This is a genomic window from Mesorhizobium sp. M0296 (assembly GCF_040321675.1).
GTDB lineage: Bacteria > Pseudomonadota > Alphaproteobacteria > Rhizobiales > Rhizobiaceae > Mesorhizobium.
The window spans coordinates 40,245-58,018 of sequence record NZ_JAMYRZ010000028.1 but is presented as its reverse complement, the minus strand read 5'-3'; the positions used below and the strand labels follow the sequence as shown (position 1 = coordinate 58,018).

At 62.2% G+C, this 17,774-nt stretch carries 14 protein-coding genes; 5 read left to right on the top strand and 9 right to left on the bottom strand.

The window, feature by feature from the left end; genetic code table 11:
• The first annotated feature begins 211 nt into the window (after positions 1 to 211).
• The gene (locus NKI97_RS24035) at positions 212 to 1,807 is read left to right on the top strand and encodes a DEAD/DEAH box helicase (RefSeq protein WP_352451079.1); all 1,596 of its coding nucleotides are present in this window, start codon (positions 212 to 214) and stop codon (positions 1,805 to 1,807) included.
• An 81-nt stretch (positions 1,808 to 1,888) separates the two neighbouring features.
• On the opposite strand, the gene NKI97_RS24030 is transcribed toward NKI97_RS24035, so the two are convergent.
• Positions 1,889 to 3,901, bottom strand: a complete 2,013-nt coding sequence (locus NKI97_RS24030) for a BTAD domain-containing putative transcriptional regulator (RefSeq protein WP_352836951.1) — start codon at positions 3,899 to 3,901, stop codon at positions 1,889 to 1,891.
• Positions 3,902 to 4,075: 174 nt separating this feature from the next.
• Between NKI97_RS24030 and NKI97_RS24025 the strand changes: the two genes are divergently transcribed.
• On the top strand, positions 4,076 to 4,321 hold the full coding sequence (locus tag NKI97_RS24025; RefSeq protein WP_352836948.1) for a YjiS-like domain-containing protein: 246 nt from the start codon (positions 4,076 to 4,078) through the stop codon (positions 4,319 to 4,321).
• A gap of 27 nt (positions 4,322 to 4,348) precedes the next feature.
• Here NKI97_RS24025 and NKI97_RS24020 read toward each other — a convergent pair whose 3' ends face one another.
• The gene (locus NKI97_RS24020; RefSeq protein WP_352451081.1) at positions 4,349 to 5,242 is read right to left on the bottom strand and encodes a LysR family transcriptional regulator; all 894 of its coding nucleotides are present in this window, start codon (positions 5,240 to 5,242) and stop codon (positions 4,349 to 4,351) included.
• Positions 5,243 to 5,367: 125 nt separating this feature from the next.
• Here NKI97_RS24020 and NKI97_RS24015 point away from each other — a divergent pair, with 125 nt between their 5' ends.
• Complete coding sequence (locus NKI97_RS24015; protein WP_352451082.1) at positions 5,368 to 6,252, top strand: NmrA/HSCARG family protein; 885 nt, start codon at positions 5,368 to 5,370, stop codon at positions 6,250 to 6,252.
• Positions 6,253 to 6,300: 48 nt separating this feature from the next.
• On the top strand, positions 6,301 to 6,573 hold the full coding sequence (locus NKI97_RS24010; RefSeq protein ID WP_023679921.1) for a DUF2798 domain-containing protein: 273 nt from the start codon (positions 6,301 to 6,303) through the stop codon (positions 6,571 to 6,573).
• Positions 6,574 to 6,663: 90 nt separating this feature from the next.
• Here the strand turns inward: NKI97_RS24010 and NKI97_RS24005 are convergent, their stop codons facing one another.
• The 7 genes from NKI97_RS24005 to NKI97_RS23975 form a co-directional block, all read right to left on the bottom strand.
• Positions 6,664 to 7,311: a YiaD family glycine zipper/OmpA-like lipoprotein gene (locus tag NKI97_RS24005; protein ID WP_352836945.1), complete on the bottom strand. Its 648-nt coding sequence runs from the start codon at positions 7,309 to 7,311 to the stop codon at positions 6,664 to 6,666.
• Between the two features lie 174 nt (positions 7,312 to 7,485).
• Positions 7,486 to 7,854 (bottom strand): GFA family protein, encoded by a 369-nt coding sequence (locus NKI97_RS24000; protein ID WP_352836942.1) that lies wholly within the window; start codon positions 7,852 to 7,854, stop codon positions 7,486 to 7,488.
• A gap of 175 nt (positions 7,855 to 8,029) precedes the next feature.
• A complete protein-coding gene (locus NKI97_RS23995) occupies positions 8,030 to 8,416 on the bottom strand; it encodes a hypothetical protein (protein WP_031212810.1) in 387 nt (128 codons plus the stop codon).
• A 471-nt stretch (positions 8,417 to 8,887) separates the two neighbouring features.
• Positions 8,888 to 10,019 (bottom strand): peptide chain release factor 2 gene (prfB, locus tag NKI97_RS23990; protein ID WP_352451084.1). Its coding sequence is split into 2 segments (ribosomal slippage): positions 8,888 to 9,952 and positions 9,954 to 10,019, totalling 1,131 coding nucleotides; the frame shifts between segments, so codons are not numbered across the junction.
• Between the two features lie 167 nt (positions 10,020 to 10,186).
• Positions 10,187 to 12,643 (bottom strand): penicillin-binding protein 1A, encoded by a 2,457-nt coding sequence (locus tag NKI97_RS23985; protein ID WP_352836940.1) that lies wholly within the window; start codon positions 12,641 to 12,643, stop codon positions 10,187 to 10,189.
• A 30-nt stretch (positions 12,644 to 12,673) separates the two neighbouring features.
• A complete protein-coding gene (locus NKI97_RS23980; RefSeq protein ID WP_352836938.1) occupies positions 12,674 to 12,856 on the bottom strand; it encodes a hypothetical protein in 183 nt (60 codons plus the stop codon).
• A gap of 1 nt (position 12,857) precedes the next feature.
• On the bottom strand, positions 12,858 to 14,120 hold the full coding sequence (locus NKI97_RS23975) for an N-acetylmuramoyl-L-alanine amidase (protein ID WP_352836936.1): 1,263 nt from the start codon (positions 14,118 to 14,120) through the stop codon (positions 12,858 to 12,860).
• 666 nt (positions 14,121 to 14,786) lie between these two features.
• Here NKI97_RS23975 and NKI97_RS23970 point away from each other — a divergent pair.
• Positions 14,787 to 17,759 (top strand): Rne/Rng family ribonuclease, encoded by a 2,973-nt coding sequence (locus NKI97_RS23970; protein ID WP_352836933.1) that lies wholly within the window; start codon positions 14,787 to 14,789, stop codon positions 17,757 to 17,759.
• The last annotated feature ends 15 nt before the right edge of the window (positions 17,760 to 17,774 follow it).

The window sequence follows — 17,774 nt, the reverse complement described above, 5'->3', positions numbered from 1 at the left end:
TGATGCGAGAATGTCGCCTTGCTGAACAGCGGGCCATCGACGAGCGGTAACCATCGCGATTAAGCTTACGGCTTCACAATCGCACCAATGCCGCCCGTTTGTGTTGACAAATCGTGGGCTTGCGCCTACCTGCAATACCAATCTTGCAGGCGCGCGGCGCTTGCCGCGACTGCATATGTTGCGCCCCCGAACCAGCCAAAGACAGCCAAACTTGTCCTCAGACACCCAGATCGCTCAAGAAGCGTTGACCTTCGCAGACCTCGGCCTGTCGCCGAAGGTCCTTTCCGCAGTTACCGATGCCGGCTACACCGAGCCGACGCCGATTCAGGCTGGTGCTATCCCGCACGCCTTGCTCGGCAAGGACGTGCTGGGCATTGCCCAGACCGGCACCGGCAAGACGGCGTCCTTCGTCCTGCCGATGCTCACCCGGCTGGAAAAGGGCCGCGCCCGCGCGCGCATGCCGCGCACGCTGATCCTCGAGCCGACGCGCGAGCTCGCCGCGCAGGTCGAGGAAAACTTCGTCAAATACGGCAAGAACCACAAGCTCAACATCGCACTGCTGATCGGCGGCGTGTCCTTCGACGAGCAGGACAAGAAGCTCGAGCGCGGCGCCGATGTGCTGATCGCGACCCCCGGCCGCCTGCTCGACCATCGCGAGCGCGGCAAGCTCCTGCTCAACGGCGTCGAGATCCTCGTCATCGACGAGGCCGATCGCATGCTCGACATGGGCTTCATCCCCGACATCGAGCGTATCTGCGAGATGATTCCGTTCACGAGGCAGACGCTGTTCTTCTCGGCGACGATGCCGCCGGAAATCACCAAGCTCACCGAGAAATTCCTGCACGCACCGGTGCGCGTCGAAGTGTCGAAGGCAGCATCGGCCGCCACCAACATCATCCAGCGGCTGGTGAAATCCGGCCCGAAACCCTGGGACAAGCGCGAGACGCTGCGCAATCTGATGAAAGCCGAGGATGCCGAGCTGAAGAACGCCATCATCTTCTGCAACCGCAAGATCGAGGTATCGGAGCTGTTCCGCTCGCTGCTGAAATATGACTTCGACGCCGGCGCCCTGCACGGCGACATGGACCAGCGCGCGCGCATGCAGATGCTGGCCAATTTCCGTGACGGCAAGCTGCGCTACCTCGTTGCTTCGGATGTCGCGGCGCGTGGCCTCGACATTCCCGATGTCAGCCATGTCTTCAATTACGACGTGCCGATCCACGCGGAGGATTACGTCCACCGCATCGGCCGTACCGGCCGCGCCGGGCGCTCGGGCAAATCCTTCACCATCGCGACCAAGTCGGACACCAAATACATCGACGCCATCGAGCGGCTGATCGGCACGAAGATCGAGTGGCATGACGGCGATTTGTCGACGGTCGTTGCCAGCGAAGGCGGCGAGGATGAGGCCCCGCGCCGTGGCCGCGGTGCGCCACGCCGTGCCGGCCGCAAGGACGACGCCAAGGACAGGGGCGAGCGCAAACCGCGTGAACGCCACGCCAAGCGCAGCGAAGAAGCAGCGCCAGAAGCAGTTAGCGAGGAACAGCCGGTCGTGGCCGAAGCCACCGTCGCCGACATCGACGAGCGGCGTACCCGCAAAGAGGCGATCCGCTCGGAAAACAGCGAGCGCCAGGCTTCACCTGAACGCAAGGCTTCGCCCGATCGCAACGAACGGCGCGCGCCGGAACGGGGCGACACCAGGCCGCAGCGCGAGCGCCCTGCCCGCCAGCGCCAGGAAGACAATGACGCGACCGTCGGCTTCGGCGACGACATGCCGGCCTTCATGCGGATCGTCGCCAAGGTCTGATGCTGCAGCGCTCGCGCGTCCCGCCGACGCGCGAAGCACCGAAACCTGCATAAGACAGCCTCGCTTCGCGCTGAGATGGGGTTAGTCCGGCAGGCCCGCCTTGCGAAGGCCTTCGATATATCTGCTGCGATCGTCCGGTCGATAAAACGGCGGCAGCACGTCGGCGAGATTCGAAAGCCGCAGCGAGGGATCGAACTCGCAAAGCCGGGCCATCATTTGCTGCGCTTCCGTTAGGCGCCCCGCAAGGGCATGACCCGCCGCCACTACACGCATCGCGCTCACGTAGTTCGGCTGGTGCCGCAGCGACTTTCCCGCCCAAGCGACGGCGTCACCGTAGTGGCCTGCACAAAAATGAGCGAGCCCGGTGTTGAACTGCCAAGCGAACAGGCGTGGATCCAATGGGCTTAGGCGCATGGCAAGCGCGGCGTGCTCGATGGCCTTGCCTGGCTCGCCCAAGCAAGCCCTCACCCAGCTGCTGACGCCCAAAGCAGCGGCCAAGTTCGGGTTGAGAGCGAGCGCGCGATCGATGCAAGCCGCACTATCATCAAGGTCGCCGCCTACGTAGCCGAGGACGTATCCACCGTAGGAAAGCGCAATTGCATCGTCCCTTCCGAGTTCGACCGCTCTCCTGGCCAGTCGAGTAGCTTCGGCAATCTCTTCTGCACGGTCGACCATCCAGCCGTTGCTTTTTCGGGTAGCGTAGCACCGCGCCGCCCGCGCATGAGCTATCGCGAACTCCGGGTCACGGTCGATCGCCTTCATGAAGAGGCGCAAGGCGTCGTCAATGGCCGATCTACGAGTGATCGTTCGGTCAAAGGCCGCCAGCCCGCGGAGATAGTAGTCATAAGCATCGAGGCTTTCTGTCGGTTTGCGTTTGGCACGCTCGATCTCAGCCTCCTCCATTTTCGGTGTGATTGCGCCGACGATGCTCGAGGCGACCTGGTCCTGCAGATTGAAAACTTCGGCGAGCGTTCCATCAAAACGGTCGGCCCAGAGATAGGCCCCCGTCGAGGTGTCGATGAGCTGCCCGGCGATGCGCAGGCGGTCGCCCGCCCGGCGAACACTTCCCTCGACCACATAGCGCACGCCCAGCTCACGCCCGACCTGCTTTATGTCTACGGACCGTCCCCTGTAGGTGAAGCTCGAATTCCGTGCGACCACGAACAGGTGACGAAAGTGAGCCAAGGCGGTGACAATGTCTTCCACCATGCCGTCGGCGAAATATTCCTGCTCCACATCACCGCTTAGATTCTGAAACGGCAGCACCGCAATCGACGGCTGGTCGTCGCGCCTCGTCGGGACTGCCAGAACCTGCACCAGTGATACGGCGCCAGAACTTGGCTCCGGCCGCTGACGTTCAGGTCGTTCGCGGGACTGCAGGGAAGCTGCAAGTGAGCTTGTCTGCTCCTCTGGGTCCGCATTCAGATGTTTTTTTAAAGCTGCCCGACACAGCTCGAACTGGCGCAAAGCGGCGTTTTCGTGGCCCCGATGAGCGTGGATGCGGATCAGCGCCCGATGGGCTGCCTCCGCCGTCGAATCCGAGGCGAGCAATCTCTCCGCGAGCCCTTCGCAGGCCGTCTCTTCCGCTGAGCCGGGTGCGGGCAGCGCAAGGCTCAGCCGATCGACCAATTGCAGCGCTTTGCGCTGATACTTGCTCAGATACGGTCCAAACCACTCGTCCAGTTCGTCAGGAATCGTTTGCCCGGCAAGCAGATCACCGCGATAGAGATCCGCAGCGAAGGCGAGATCGGTGGTCCGGCCCTCCTCCAGCTTCCGGTCGAAGATCGAGATGTCCGCCTCATCCGGTCCGGCAATCAGCGCAACTGTTTCCTGATCTCCATCGATGTAGACGGTGGCATCCGAGCTGGCGGGGAACGTGCGCCTGATGTCGACCAGCGCTTGCCGCAGACTATTGCGGGCTTGCCCATTGCTTCGCCCCGGCCAAAAGGCTTCGGAAAGCTGCTCGCGACGATGGCCGCGGCGGCCTGCGAGAACCAGAGCAGCAAAAAGAAGCGAAGTCTTGCGTGTGGCGAACCGGACAGGCCGATGCTCCGGGGAAGTAACCTCCAGGCCACCAAGCAACCGGATGCGCACAAATCGTCTCCAGACTTTGACCGCAGCGACAGAATAGCATCTCGGTAGATTGATTTAACACCGATTTAACGGCGGATCGTCGGACTTCTCCCAGTTGTTCACGCAGAGCCGAACAGCCCGAAAACACCTGCGTGGCACGCTCCCACCCGCAAACTCGAAACGGGAGACTAAGAAATGGCTCACACGGGAACTCGCGTCGGCAGCAGCGTTTCCAAACGCCGCTTGCTTGGGTCTGGCCTGAAAAGCGCAGCAATGATGATCACTGCCTTCACAGGGTGGCGGCGGACCGTCGCGAGACGCAGGGCACTGGCAGATTTGACGACCGATCAGCTGAAGGACATCGGTCATTCGGAGGTCCATCAACCCGCACTCGACGCCGCCAAGGCAGTTCTGATCACGAACTTGATGTCGATGAGGTAAGATCGGCGCTCAAAATGGTTTTGCGCCCTAAAGATTCTTGAGTTCCAGGCGGGATGCCAGCAGGTCCAGAAAAGCACGGACTTTGGCCGAGGATAATCTGCCTTCCGGCCACACGGCGTGTATCGGCACCGGCACTGGCTCGAATTCGGTCAGAACCAGTTCCAGGCGGCCGTCGTCCACCAGGTGTTTTATCTGCCAAAGCGGCGAGTAGCCCAGACCCAATCCGTGAACCGCGGCTGCATAGATGGATATCATCAAATTCGACCGGAAAGTGCCCGCGACCTTCACCGACCGGGGCTTGCCTTCAATCTGAAACATCCATTCGCCTGGGCGGCCGTCGACGGTTCGTACGATGCATTCATGCTCACGCAATTCGAGCGGATGGGCCGGTCGGCCGTGTTGCTGGAAGTAGGCAGGTGCGCCGAACACCACGCGTCGCAGCGCGCCCAGGCGCTTCGCACGTAAATTGGAATCCGGCAAATTGCCGATCCGGACCGCCAAATCGAGACCCTCGGCATCAAGATCGACAAATTCATCGGAAAGCTGGAGGTCAACCTCGACGCGGGGATATGTCCGCATATAGTCGGCGATGACCGGCATCAGGAAATCCGGGCCGAACAGAACCGGGGCACTCACGCGCAGGATGCCCGACGGCTCCGACCGTCGGTTGGCCGCCTGAAGCCTGGCTTCGTTAATTTCCTCGATGGCGGGCTTGATGCGCTGGAAAAAGGCCGCTCCGGCTTCGCTCGGCGTCGAGCGGCGTGTCGTCCTGTGCAGAAGCTCGACCCCGATTGACTCCTCCAATGTCGCCAGGGACCGGCTGACCGACTGCAATGAGCGGTTCAGCCGGCGTGCGGCAGCCGTCAGGCTGCCATGCTCGACAATGGCAATGAAGGCTTCGAAATCATCTATCCGGCTCATCGCTCATCGCTCATTCTTCCGATAATCGGGAGAAACTATCGCAAACTCGCTCAATTGTAACGCAGTTCGCTAGATTTTATGTTCCTGCACAGGCCGAAAGGCACACTCGAGGGAAGGAGATCATCATGCGAACACCCAGTCCAACCGTCCTGGTCGTAGGCGCCGCAGGCCGCGTTGCCGGTTTGGTGGTGCCTGAACTCGTCCGCCGCAATGCCAGGGTTCGAGCGCTTGTTCGTGACACCGCGAGTGCCGAAAAAGCCCGGAAAGCCGGCGCATCCGAGATCGCGATCGGAGATCTCCGCAACCATCGGAGCCTTGAGCAGGCCGTGAAAGGTGTCGACGGTGTCTTCCACATCGGACCGGCCTTTGCTCCCGACGAAGCCGCCATGGGGGTTGCCATGGTTGAGGCGGCGGCGCGAGCAGGCGTTCGAAAGTTCGTCTTTTCGTCGGTGATTCAGCCGACCAATACGAGGCTGGAAAACCATGCAAGCAAGGTACCCGTCGAAGCTGCCCTCTATTCGACGAACATGGAGTACACCATTCTGCACCCGGCCAATTTCATGCAAAATATCGCGGCGGCCTGGCCGTCCGTCGTCGAGCACGGCGTTTTCGCCGAGCCGTTTCCAAGGACGGCGAAGCTCGCCCGCGTCGACTATCGCGATGTGGCTGAAGTGGCGGCAATCGCACTGACCGAAGCGCGTTTGTCCTATGCGACCCTCGAGCTGTGCGCCGACGGTATGCACAGCCGCGAAGAGGTCGTCGCCATGATGAGCGAAGCGCTTGGCCGGCCGGTGTCGGCGGGCGAGCCGACATTTCAGGACTGGGCGGCGAAGGCCCGCCTTCCCTATACCGACCGGCAGTTGCAGATGCTGGCCAAAGTACACAGCCACTACGCCAAATACGGCCTCGGCGGGAACATTCTGACGTTGCGTGCCGTGCTTGGCCGCGAGCCGCGTTCGCTGCGAAGCTTCATTCAGGAATTGGCGCTGCAGACGGCATATGCCGCCTGATCGTCCTCACAATAACGCCTACGCATATTTTTTTATTAGGAGATTTCGATGCAAGCATCACCGGACCGAGCCTTCAAGTTGAGAAAGCTGCCGCCCTCCTACGGCGCGGTGGTGATGCCGTTGGTTCTTTCGATTCTGATGTCCTCGATTGTCTCGGCGGTTTCGACGGCAATCGGCGCAGGCTGGACGAACGGGTTTATAGCGGCCTGGAGCTATGCATGGGGCGCTTCATGGCTTGTCGCGTTTCCCAGTCTGCTGATTGTGCTTCCGATCGTGCGCCGGATCGTTGCCGCGATTGTCGATCAGCCGGCCCGGTCCTGACATCACGAACGAAGGGCGCCGACGGTCGGTGGCCCGGCATAACCATTGGAGCGGCCCCTTGCGGGGCCGCTCTCGGTTCATGTGCTTGCCTCAGGTGAGCGGCGACAGCTGGATCTCGACGCGGCGGTTCTGAGCCCGGCCGGCAGCCGTCGCATTGGAGGCGATCGGACGCGTCTTGCCGAAGCCGGTGACGGCGAAGCGGCGGGAATCGACGCCCTGCCCGGACAGATAGTTGGCGACCGCCAGGGCGCGGCGCTGCGACAGGTCGAAATTGTGCTCGTCGCCGCCGGTCGCGTCGGTGTGGCCGAACACGTCGACCGTGGTCTGGCGGAACTTTTTCAGCACAAGGGCCACTGAATTCAGCACCGGATAGAAACCGGCCTTCACCGCGTCCTGGTCGACGTTGAAGGTGATGTCGGACGGCATATTGAGGATGATCTGGTCGCCGGTGCGGGTGACGCTGACGCCGGTGCCCTGAAGCTGTCGGCGCAGTTCGGCCTCGTTCTGGTCCATGGTGGCACCGATGGCACCGCCGGCAAGCGCGCCGATGCCCGCGCCGATCAGCGCGTTGCGGCGGTCGTTACCGCCGGCAAGCATGCCGAGCCCGGCACCCGCCAAAGCACCGAGACCGGCGCCGGCAGCGGTGTTGGAAACCTTCTGTTCCCCGGTGTAGGGATCGGTGGTGCATGCGCTCACGAGCACAGCCGTCGCCACGACGGCGAGCACAATCTTTTTCATATGGTGGTCCCTCTCCATTCCACGGCCGCGCAACGGCGCACCGCATCAGCCCTTCCAGCGACTTGTACCATGAAATGCGGCGAAAAACGGACCAGCAAAAGCCGTTGCCGCGGCTTTCCCCGGCTCAATTCCACACGCCTGCAGCGGCTCGCGCGACCACCGCAATTCGACCGGCTACCAGAGATTCTTGCCGTCGATGACCACCACTTCGATCTTGTCGAGATCGAAATCGTCGAACAGCCGCGAGTTCACGCTGATTTTCGGATTGTCGAAATTCGGCTCGCCTGTCGACCAGTCCGGCGTCTCGGTGAAGGTGCCACAGCCGCAGGTGGCGCAAAAACCGTGTTTTATGGTTTTCGATCCCCACTGGTAGAACGAAACATTCTCCGGCGGGCTGGTGAGTCTGAATTGCGATGGGGTGTAATAGGCCCACAACGAACCGCGTTTCGAACAGAAGGAACAGGTGCATCGCGTCACTGTCTGCGGCGCTTGCGAAACCTCGAACGTCGTCGCCTTGCAGTGGCAGCTTGCCTTGATGGTCATGAATTGGTCCCTCACAATGCCGCCGCCCCGTACGGCAAAGGCAGCATAAAGAAACGCTCCTGACAACTGCCGGTCAGCAGGCTTGTGAGCCTGCGATGCACAGATCGAAGGCATCGATCCAAAACCGCTGCACACGCTCGGGTCAGCCCGTGGGCAAGCTTTTGGGCGTCATGCGCTAGTAGGACGATGGGGGCACGAACAGGCAGATGGTCTTTCCGTCATTGGCACCGGCAACGGAGCACCAATGATATTCGCCGTCGGGCGAATTCTTGATCCGCTTGTCGCTATAGGCCACGACTTCCCCGGTTCCTTTGATGACATAGCCCTCGGGACGTTCGCTGATCGATGTCTGAGAGACCTCGCGGCAATCATAGCCCGAGCAGCAGGAGAACGGATAGCTCCAGCCTTGCGGCATTGCCGCGGTCGGCTTGGCATCATGCGCCAGAGCAGGCGCCGCAAATGGAATGGCGGCAGCAATCAAAACCACTGCCGCGACAAGTGAATTCAGGAGTCGGCGCGCCGTGCGGGCGACTGGGGCCGGTCTGGTTGTGAGAGCAGGCATGAGCGCAGTTCCTATCAACGGTTGTCAAGCATTTCGCTTGCCCGTTCCCGGAACGTGTCTTCCCAGTGGCCGGATCGTCAGGTCGCAGATACGCCGCGTCCGGCCATAAATGCTTTTTTCCTCCCCAGCGCATGAATGCTGGGCTGATTCCTTGGTTGGCGCAAGGAATTGCTGTCGCAACCGAACGCCGACCTCTGCAGCCGGAACCAACCTGCCGTCCTGATTGACGAAACCTGGTCAACCCCGGCAGCGGGATCGCCAATAACGGGATTTGGCTCGCGCTGGTTCCAGGCTTGGCACCGGCAGGCCCGAGGCATCCGCGTCAAAAGCCGAAATCGATTTTGAAAAACTCTACGAAAAACAAAGTTGTAGAACGACAGGTAGGTGCAAATTGAGAGCTCGTCACTCTCGCACGATGGCCGTAACTCTCGCGTGATGAACCCACATGCAGCCGGATTGGTGCCGGCGGCCTCAGTCGATATCGGCCACCGTTTCACCGGCGCCACCCTCGATCCGCTGCGACAGCGAGGCCTCCATGAAATCGTCGAGGTCGCCGTCGAGCACGCTCGACGGGCTGGTGCTCTCGACACCGGTGCGCAGATCTTTCACCAACTGATAGGGCTGCAGCACGTAGGACCGTATCTGGTGGCCCCAGCCGATATCGCTCTTCGACGCTTCCGTGGCGTTCGCCACGGCTTCGCGCTTCTTCAGCTCTTCCTCGTAAAGCCGCGAGCGCAACATTTCCCACGCCTTGGCCTTGTTCTTGTGCTGGGAGCGCTCGGCCTGGCAGGCGACCGCGATGCCGGTGGCGAGATGGGTGATGCGCACGGCCGAATCGGTGGTGTTGACGTGCTGGCCGCCCGATCCCGAGGAACGATACGTGTCGATACGGACGTCGGATTCGGAAACGTCGATGTCGATCGTATCGTCGATGACGGGATAGACCCAGACGCTGGCGAAGGAGGTGTGGCGGCGCGCATTGCTGTCATACGGCGAAATGCGCACGAGACGATGCACGCCGGATTCCGTCTTCAGCCAGCCGTAGGCGTTGTGGCCCTTGATCAGCAGCGTGGCGGACTTGATGCCGGCCTCTTCGCCGTCATGCACCTCCAGCACCTCGACCTTGAAGCGGCGGCGCTCGGCCCAGCGCGTATACATGCGCAGAAGCATCGAGGCCCAGTCCTGGCTTTCGGTGCCGCCGGCGCCGGCATGAACTTCCAGATAGCTATCGTTGGCGTCCGCCTCGCCCGACAACAGCGTTTCGATCTGGCGCGCCTTGGCCTCGCCGCGCATCGAGCGGATCGCCGCTTCGGCCTCCGCGATTACGCCCTCGTCGCCCTCTTCCTCGCCAAGCTCGATCAGGCCGATATTGTCTTCCAGGGCCTGGGTGAGGCCTTTGACCGCGGCAATACCTTCCTCGAGGCCCTGACGCTCGCGCATCAGCTTTTGCGCTTCCAACGGCTCGTTCCAGAGGCTCGAATCCTCGGCACGCACATTCAGGTACTCAAGCCGCTTTATGGCTTGGTCCCAGTCAAAGATGCCTCCTCAGCAGGGTGATCGCCTGCCTGATCTCGTCGACAATATTTTGCGTTTCCGCGCGCATGGCTGGCTGTTCTGTCCTGTTGCTGGATGGCGGTTTGGTGGCGCGATACATAGGGACGGCACGGTCTCCTGTAAAGCGCCGGCCCCTGTAATGTACCGGCCCCTGTAAAGCGGAATGGACCGGCTCGACCATCATCGTCAAGCCGGCCCGACCCGATGTAGCGATTGTCAGTAGAGCCCGCCGCCGCCGGACTGGATGGCCTGGTTGGCCTGCGGCGACAGCGCCCCGCCGGTGGCGTTGGAGCCGTCCGCACCCATGCCGATCACCCAGTAGCTGTCGGCGGGACCGGTACCCGGTTTGAAGGCTTCGATGATGGTTCCGGCGTCGCCCGCGTTGGCCCGCATGCCGGTCTTGCGATTGATCGCAACCAGCTTCATGCCTTCCGGAACCTTGAAGTCGACATTGGGCGTGCCATCCAGCGCCACGCGCATGAAATCCTTGAAGATTGGCGCGGCAAGGCCGCCGCCGGTCGCGCCCTTGCCAAGACCTTTCGGCTGATCGTAGCCCATATAGAGGCCGACAACGAGGTTCGGCGTATAGCCGATGAACCATGCATCCTTTTCGTCGTTGGTCGTTCCGGTCTTGCCGGCGATGTGACGGCCGAGTTCGTTGATGGTGGCGCCGGTACCGCGTTGCACGACGCCCTCCATCATCGATGTGATCTGGTAGGCGGTCATCGGATCGAGCACCTGCTCGGAGTTGTCGACCAGTTCCGGCTCTGGCTGGTCCTGCCACTCGGCGGCATTGCAGTTCGAGCAGCCGCGTTCGTCCTGCCTAAAGACGGTCTTGCCGTAGCGATCCTGGATACGGTCGATCAGCGATGGCTTGATCGACTTGCCGCCATTGGCCATGATCGAATAGGCCGACACCATGCGCATCACCGTCGTCTCGCCGGATCCCAGCGCCATCGGCAGATACGGCGCCAGGTGGTCGTAGACGCCGAAACGCTCGGCATATTCCACGACCAGCTTCATGCCCATGTCGTTGGCAAGCCGCACCGTCATCAGGTTGCGTGATTTTTCGATGCCGGAACGCAAGGTCGCTGGGCCGGCCACCGTTCCGTCGTAGTTCTTGGGCGTCCAGGTCGTGTTGCCGCTCTGGATGGTGATCGGCCCGTCCATGATCACGGAGGCGGGGGTATAGCCATTGTCGAGGGCGGCCGAATAGACGATCGGCTTGAACGACGATCCCGGCTGGCGCATGGCCTGCGTCGCCCGGTTGAACTCCGACTGCGCGTAGGAGAAACCGCCGACCATGGCCAGGACGCGTCCGGTATGCGGGTCCATGGCGATCAGGCCGCCTTCCACTTCGGGAACCTGGCGCAAGCTGTAGCTGTTGTCCGAGCCGTCGTTCTTCTGCACGAAAATCACGTCGCCCGGCTTCAGCACGTCGGCGGGCGACTTCGCCTTGACGGTCCTGCCGTCTACCACGTGGCGCATGGCGAAGCTCATGTCTTCCTTGCTGACGGTGCCTTCGACGCGGTCCTTGACGATTTCGCCGGAGATCTGGCGCGTCGGCTGCAGGCCGATGGACAGGCCGGTGGCCGAGCTGTCGAGCACGACGGCGAGCGACCATTCCGGCACGTCCTCCAACCGCTTGACGTTGCCCAGCGGCACGCCCCAGTCGCCGGAAATGTCGATGCTCGTGACCGGCCCGCGGTAGCCGCGCAGCGTGTCGAACTTCATAAGTCCGTTCTGCATGGCCTTGCGGGCAATCAGCTGCATCTTCGGATCGAGCGTCGTGCGGACGGAAAGGCCGCCCTCGTAGAGCGCATTCTCGCCATAGCGCGCGATGATCTGGCGACGCACTTCCTCGGTGAAATACTCCCCGGCGAAGAGATAGTTGCCGGTGCGGCGCGGCGTGACGCCGAGCGGCTCGGCCTTGGCCTTCTCGCCTTCCTCATGCGTGACGTAACCGTTCTCGACCATCTGGTCGATCACCCAGTTGCGGCGCTCCAAGGCGCGATCGGCATGCTTGAAGGGATGGTAGTTGTTCGGCCCCTTCGGCAGAGAGGCGAGATAGGCGGCTTCGGCCACGGTGAGCTCGTTCACCGATTTGTCGAAATAGGTTAGCGCAGCACCGGCGACGCCATAGGCGCCGAAGCCGAAGAAAATCTCGTTGAGATAGAGCTCGAGAATGCGATCCTTCGAGTAGGCCTGCTCGATGCGGAAGGCGAGGATCATCTCCTTGATCTTGCGCTCGTAGGTCTGGTCTGAAGACAACAGGAAGTTCTTCGCCACCTGCTGGGTGATGGTCGAGGCGCCGACCTGGCGCTTTCCCGAGCCAACATTCTGCAGGTTGACGACAATGGCCCGGCCAAGGCCGGTTACGTCGATGCCGGGGTGATTGTAAAAGTTCTTGTCCTCGGCCGACAGGAAGGCCGCCTTGACACGATCCGGGATCGCCTGAATCGGCAGATAAAGCCGCCGCTCACGCGCATATTCGGCCATCAGCGCGCCATCCGACGCGTGGATGCGGGTCGTCACCGGCGGCTCGTATTTGGCCAGCACCTCGTAATCGGGCAGGTCCTTCGACAAATGGCCGATATAGATCGCCACGCCCGCCGCGACCAAAAGGGCTAGCGTCGTGCCGATGCCGAAGAAATAGCCAATGAGACGAATCATACCCGCTCCAGTCCTTGGTTCGGGAATTTCCTAAACGAAGCCGCCCTTCACGCAAGCTTTCGGGACGATCCCAAACCGTAATCGCAAAATCCATGTCGCGACCATGTGGGCAAAATACGGCAGCGCGGGATTTCGGTTTCGAATGCCGGAAATAAAAGCACAGGGTGTTGTCGCCGCGCAACGCTGCTTCAGGTTGTGGGCGCCGGCGGACATTTCAGCCTCCGGCCCCCGTTCCGCTCTTGGCCGAAGCAAACAGGGCAACGGCGTTGGTTATGCTCTGGGTCGCCTTGTTGCGCCAATCGGCGCTGAGCAATTGCGCTTCGTCCTTGGCGTTCGACAGATAGCCGAGTTCGACCAGCACGGATGGAACGTCCGGCGCTTTCAGCACCTTGAAGCCGGCAGAACGCTGCGGGTTGTTGATCAGACCGACGCTGGTGGAAAGCTGTCCGACGAGAGTATGGGCGAAGCTCATCGAAAAATTATGCGTCTCGCGGCGGATCAGGTCGATCAGGATGTCGGTCACTTCCTTGCTGTCGTCCTTGATCTCCATGCCGGCGAACTGGTCGGAAAGATTTTCACGGTCGGCAAGCGCCTGCGCCTCGGGATCGGAAGCCTTGTCGGACACGGTGTAGACGGTTGCGCCGCGAATGCCCTTGAGGCTGATCGTGTCGGCATGGATCGAGATGAGCAGGTCGGCCTCATGCTGGCGGGCAATGCGCACGCGGTCGTCGAGCCGCAGGAACACGTCGGTCTCACGTGTCAGGAACACGTCGTATTTGCCGCCGGCGGCGAGCTTGTCGCGCAGTTCCATGGCGAAGGCGAGCGTCACGTTCTTCTCGACCGTACCGTTCAGGCCCTCGGCGCCGCCGTCGATGCCGCCATGGCCGGGATCGATGACGACGGTGAAACGATGGCCCGGATTGGAGACCGGGCCGGTACCGACCCTGCCGGCCTTGTCGGCGGAGACCGTCGAACCGGTGGTCAGCGCCTGATTGGCGAGCGCTGCGTCGAATTCCCGCTGCGATGCCGCCGACATGTCGATGGCGATGCGGTAGCCGTTGCCGTCATCGTTCTTGAGCACATCGAGATTGTCGACGGCGAACGGTCCCTTGCCGGTGAGAATCAGCCGCGATTTCCCCTCGCCGAGCTCGCCGTAACGCACCGTGCGGACAAGGCCGCGCGGCTTCACATCCTTGGCATTGAGGGCAAATCTGGTGGCCGGGAGATCGATGACCAGACGATTGGGGCCGCGCAGCAGGAACCATTTGATGTCGGGTTCGCGGTCGAAATTGATGACGATGCGCATCTTGGTCGCATCGCCGGCCATCTTGTAGCTTATGGCACCAAGCGGTGCGTCGGCAGCACGCGAAAGCGGCGAAAAGACCAGGCAAGCCAGGATCAGCGGCAGCAGGCAGGCGGTGCGGAAGAACCAGCCTCCATGATGACGGCTCTTGTCTGCGAAGCCTGCCAGTCCCATCTTTCTACCAATCGCTCCCGTTGGCGTCATGCCCGATCGCTTGTCGAAGAGCCCTATTGCTTGTCAAAGTGCCGGCAGGCCGCGAACTCGATTAACGATTGGTATCCAGAGAAGGTTAACCAAGCCTTTTCATGGAAGGCTTGGGACCGGGGCTTCCGCTGCGGAACGGCTTTTTGCCGGCATCGGGAATCGGGGTTGCCTTCCAACCCGCCAAATCATAAAAGCGATGGTGGATCACTGCAATCCTGGAACCGTCCTCCTCCGCAGCTTCCTGCTACAGGTCAGACGCAAGACGGCTCCTTTCGCTTCAGGCGAAGAAGGCATCGGTGATCGCGACGATTTTCGCAGGCGTGCTCCCGTGGCGGGGGAATCGCCTGCGTGAGCAAAACGGCCGGGATTGTCCCGTGCCGGCTCTGTATGAGCAAACAAGCTGGTCCGGTTTTTCCCGGGCTTTGGTTCAAAAGGTTCTGCTGGTGACGATGGCTTCAAGCGCAATCATGGAAAGGTCCGCAACAAACCGCGCCACTACGGCTGCGGGCGGCACCGCCATGGCGCTCAGGCAGCGGCCGGCGGACGTTCAATTGTCCGGCACCCATGTTCCAGGTCCACGGCAGCGGGCAGTGTCCTGCAAGCTGCGGCCGACGGCTGCCGGGAGGAAACGAAATAATGCCCAACAAAATGCTGATAGACGCCTCCCACCCGGAGGAAACACGCGTTGTCGTCGTTCGCGGTAACCGTATTGAAGAATTCGACTTTGAATCCCAGGACAAGAAGCAGCTCAAAGGAAATATCTATCTCGCCCGCGTAACGCGCGTCGAACCTTCCCTCCAGGCAGCCTTTGTCGAATACGGCGGCAACCGTCACGGTTTCCTCGCCTTCAGTGAAATACACCCCGACTACTACCAGATTCCGGTCGCCGACCGTCAGGCGCTGCTGCGTGCGGAAGCACAGGAAGCCCAGGACGAAGAGGACGAGGAAGCCGCCGAAGGCGAGGACCGCCAGAGCCGCGACCGTGGCAAGCGCGGACGCCGGCGCGGCGGCAAGAGCCGCGACCGCGGCGAGCACAGGCGCGAGGCAGGCGCGGCCGACGGTGAGAATGGCGAGAACGGCGAAGGTGCCGTCGCAGAAAAGCTGGATGCCGTTGCCGACAACACCACGTCCGACACTGCCGGACAGAGCGAGGATGCCGCCGGGCAGAGTGAAGAAGTCGCCGATAGCGGCGAGACCGAGCCTTCCGAAGGCGGATCGAGTTCCATCGCTGCCAGCGTCGATGCCGACGTAATCTCCGAAGCCGTCCCACAAGTCGAGACAAGCGGGGCCGAGACAAGCGGCGAAGCGACGTCCGAAGACAATGATCGCGGCATGCTGGAGGAGGTGCAATCCTCGCATCCGGACGATCACGAGATCGAATCGGTCGGCGCTGAAGACGCGCTCGAAGAAGTACGCAACCGCCGCAAGCCGGTGCGCCGCCAGTACAAGATCCAGGAAGTGATCAAGCGCCGGCAGATCCTGCTGGTGCAGGTCGTCAAGGAAGAGCGCGGCAACAAGGGCGCGGCGCTGACCACCTACCTTTCACTGGCCGGCCGCTATTCGGTGCTGATGCCGAACACGGCACGCGGCGGCGGTATTTCGCGCAAGATCACCAATGCGCAGGACCGCAAGCGGCTGAAGGAAGTGGTCGCCGATCTCGAAGTGCCGCAAGGCATGGGTGTCATCCTGCGTACGGCAGGCGAAAGCCGCACCAAGGCAGAGATCAAGCGCGACTACGAATATTTGATGCGGCTTTGGGAAAACGTCCGCAATCTGACGCTGCAATCGACGGCCCCTGCCCTGGTTTACGAGGAAGGCAGCCTGATCAAGCGCTCGGTGCGCGACCTCTACAACAAGGATATCGACGAGATCCTGGTTTCCGGCGAAGAAGGCTACCGCGAGGCCAAGGACTTCATGCGCATGCTGATGCCGAGCCACGCCAAGGTGGTTCAGCCGTTCCGCGACACGACGCCGATCTTTGTGCGCAACGGCATCGAAGCGCAGCTCGACCGCATGCTGCAGCCGCAGGTGACGCTGAAGAGCGGCGGCTACATCATCATCAACCAGACGGAAGCGCTGGTCGCCATCGACGTCAATTCGGGCCGTTCCACCAAGGAGCACTCGATCGAGGACACCGCACTTCACACCAATCTGGAAGCCGCCGAGGAAGTCGCCCGGCAATTGAGGCTGCGCGATCTCGCCGGCCTCATCGTCATCGACTTCATCGATATGGAGGAGAACCGCAACAACCGCTCCGTCGAGAAGCGGCTGAAGGATCACCTCAAGAACGATCGTGCCCGCATCCAGGTCGGCCGCATCTCGCATTTCGGCCTGATGGAGATGTCGCGCCAGCGCATCCGTGCCAGCGTGCTGGAATCGACCATGAAGCCTTGCCCGCATTGCGGCGGCACAGGCCATGTGCGCTCCGATTCGTCGGTCGCGCTGATGGTGGTGCGGGCAATCGAGGAATTCCTGCTCAAGGATTCGCGCAGCCACATCACGGTGCGGACGCCGGCGGCGACCGCGCTCTATGTGCTCAATCACAAGCGCGGCACGCTGGTGGAATTCGAGCACCGCTTCGGCGTTACCATCACCATCGAAGCCGATGACGCGGTCGGTGCACAACACTATGCCATCTTCCGCGGCGCGCTGGCCGAAAAGCCGGAAGGTTTTGTCGAGGCGCGCACGTTCCCGGCCTATGTCGAGCCGGAAGAACCCGAGGACGAGATCGTCATCGAAGAGGAAGACGAGGCACCGGTGCAGGCCGAGCAGCCACGCCCTGCCCAGCAGCCGCAGCAGCCAAGGTCCGGCGAGGACGGCGAAGGCCGCGATCGCAAGCGCCGCAAGCGCCGCAGACGGCGCGGCGGCAAGGATCGTGAACACGGGGATCGCGAGCACGCGGACCGCGAACATGGCGCTGCTGTGGAAGGTGCTTCCGTTTCGGCGCCGACGGACGACGCCTTCGTAGCCGCGGGCGACCAAGGCGCCGAAGCGGAACATGAAGCGCCGGCAGGTGTTGTGGCCGAAACGGCGGAAGCGGCGGACGACGGTCACGGCAAGAAGCGCCGGCGCGGCAAGCGCGGCGGCAAGCGCAATCGCCGTGAGGAGGGCGAGGACGGCTTGGAAGCTGCCCCCGGCGAGCCAGCCGCCATGACGGAAGGTGCCGTGTCGGAAGCAGAGCCCGTAACCGGCGAGCCGGAAGGTGCGCCGCCGGCCGAAGAGCTTGCGGTGCTCGCTCCGGCGAACGACGACATGCCGAGCGCCGAAAAGCCGAAGAAGCCGCGCCGTACCGCCAAGCCGAAGAAAGTTGCGGCGGAAGCAGTTGCCGAGATTGCGGGCGCCGAGACATCGGCTGCCGAGGCCGCCTCCGTGGCTTCCGGCGAGACCGCTGCGCCGGCTTCGCAGGAGGCTGAAGTGGCGGCTGCCGAGGAAACGCCGAAGGTCCGGCCGTCGCGGCGCAAGCCGGTACCGGTGGATGCTCCGGTCGTGCCGGTCGTCTCCTCGATCGTCCCGGACGAGGCAAAGACCGACGAGGCAAAGACCGAGGAAGCAAAGGCCGAGGACAAGCCGAAGCGTGCCGGCTGGTGGCAACGGAAGGGCTTTTTCTAAGCCTTTCCGTGCATT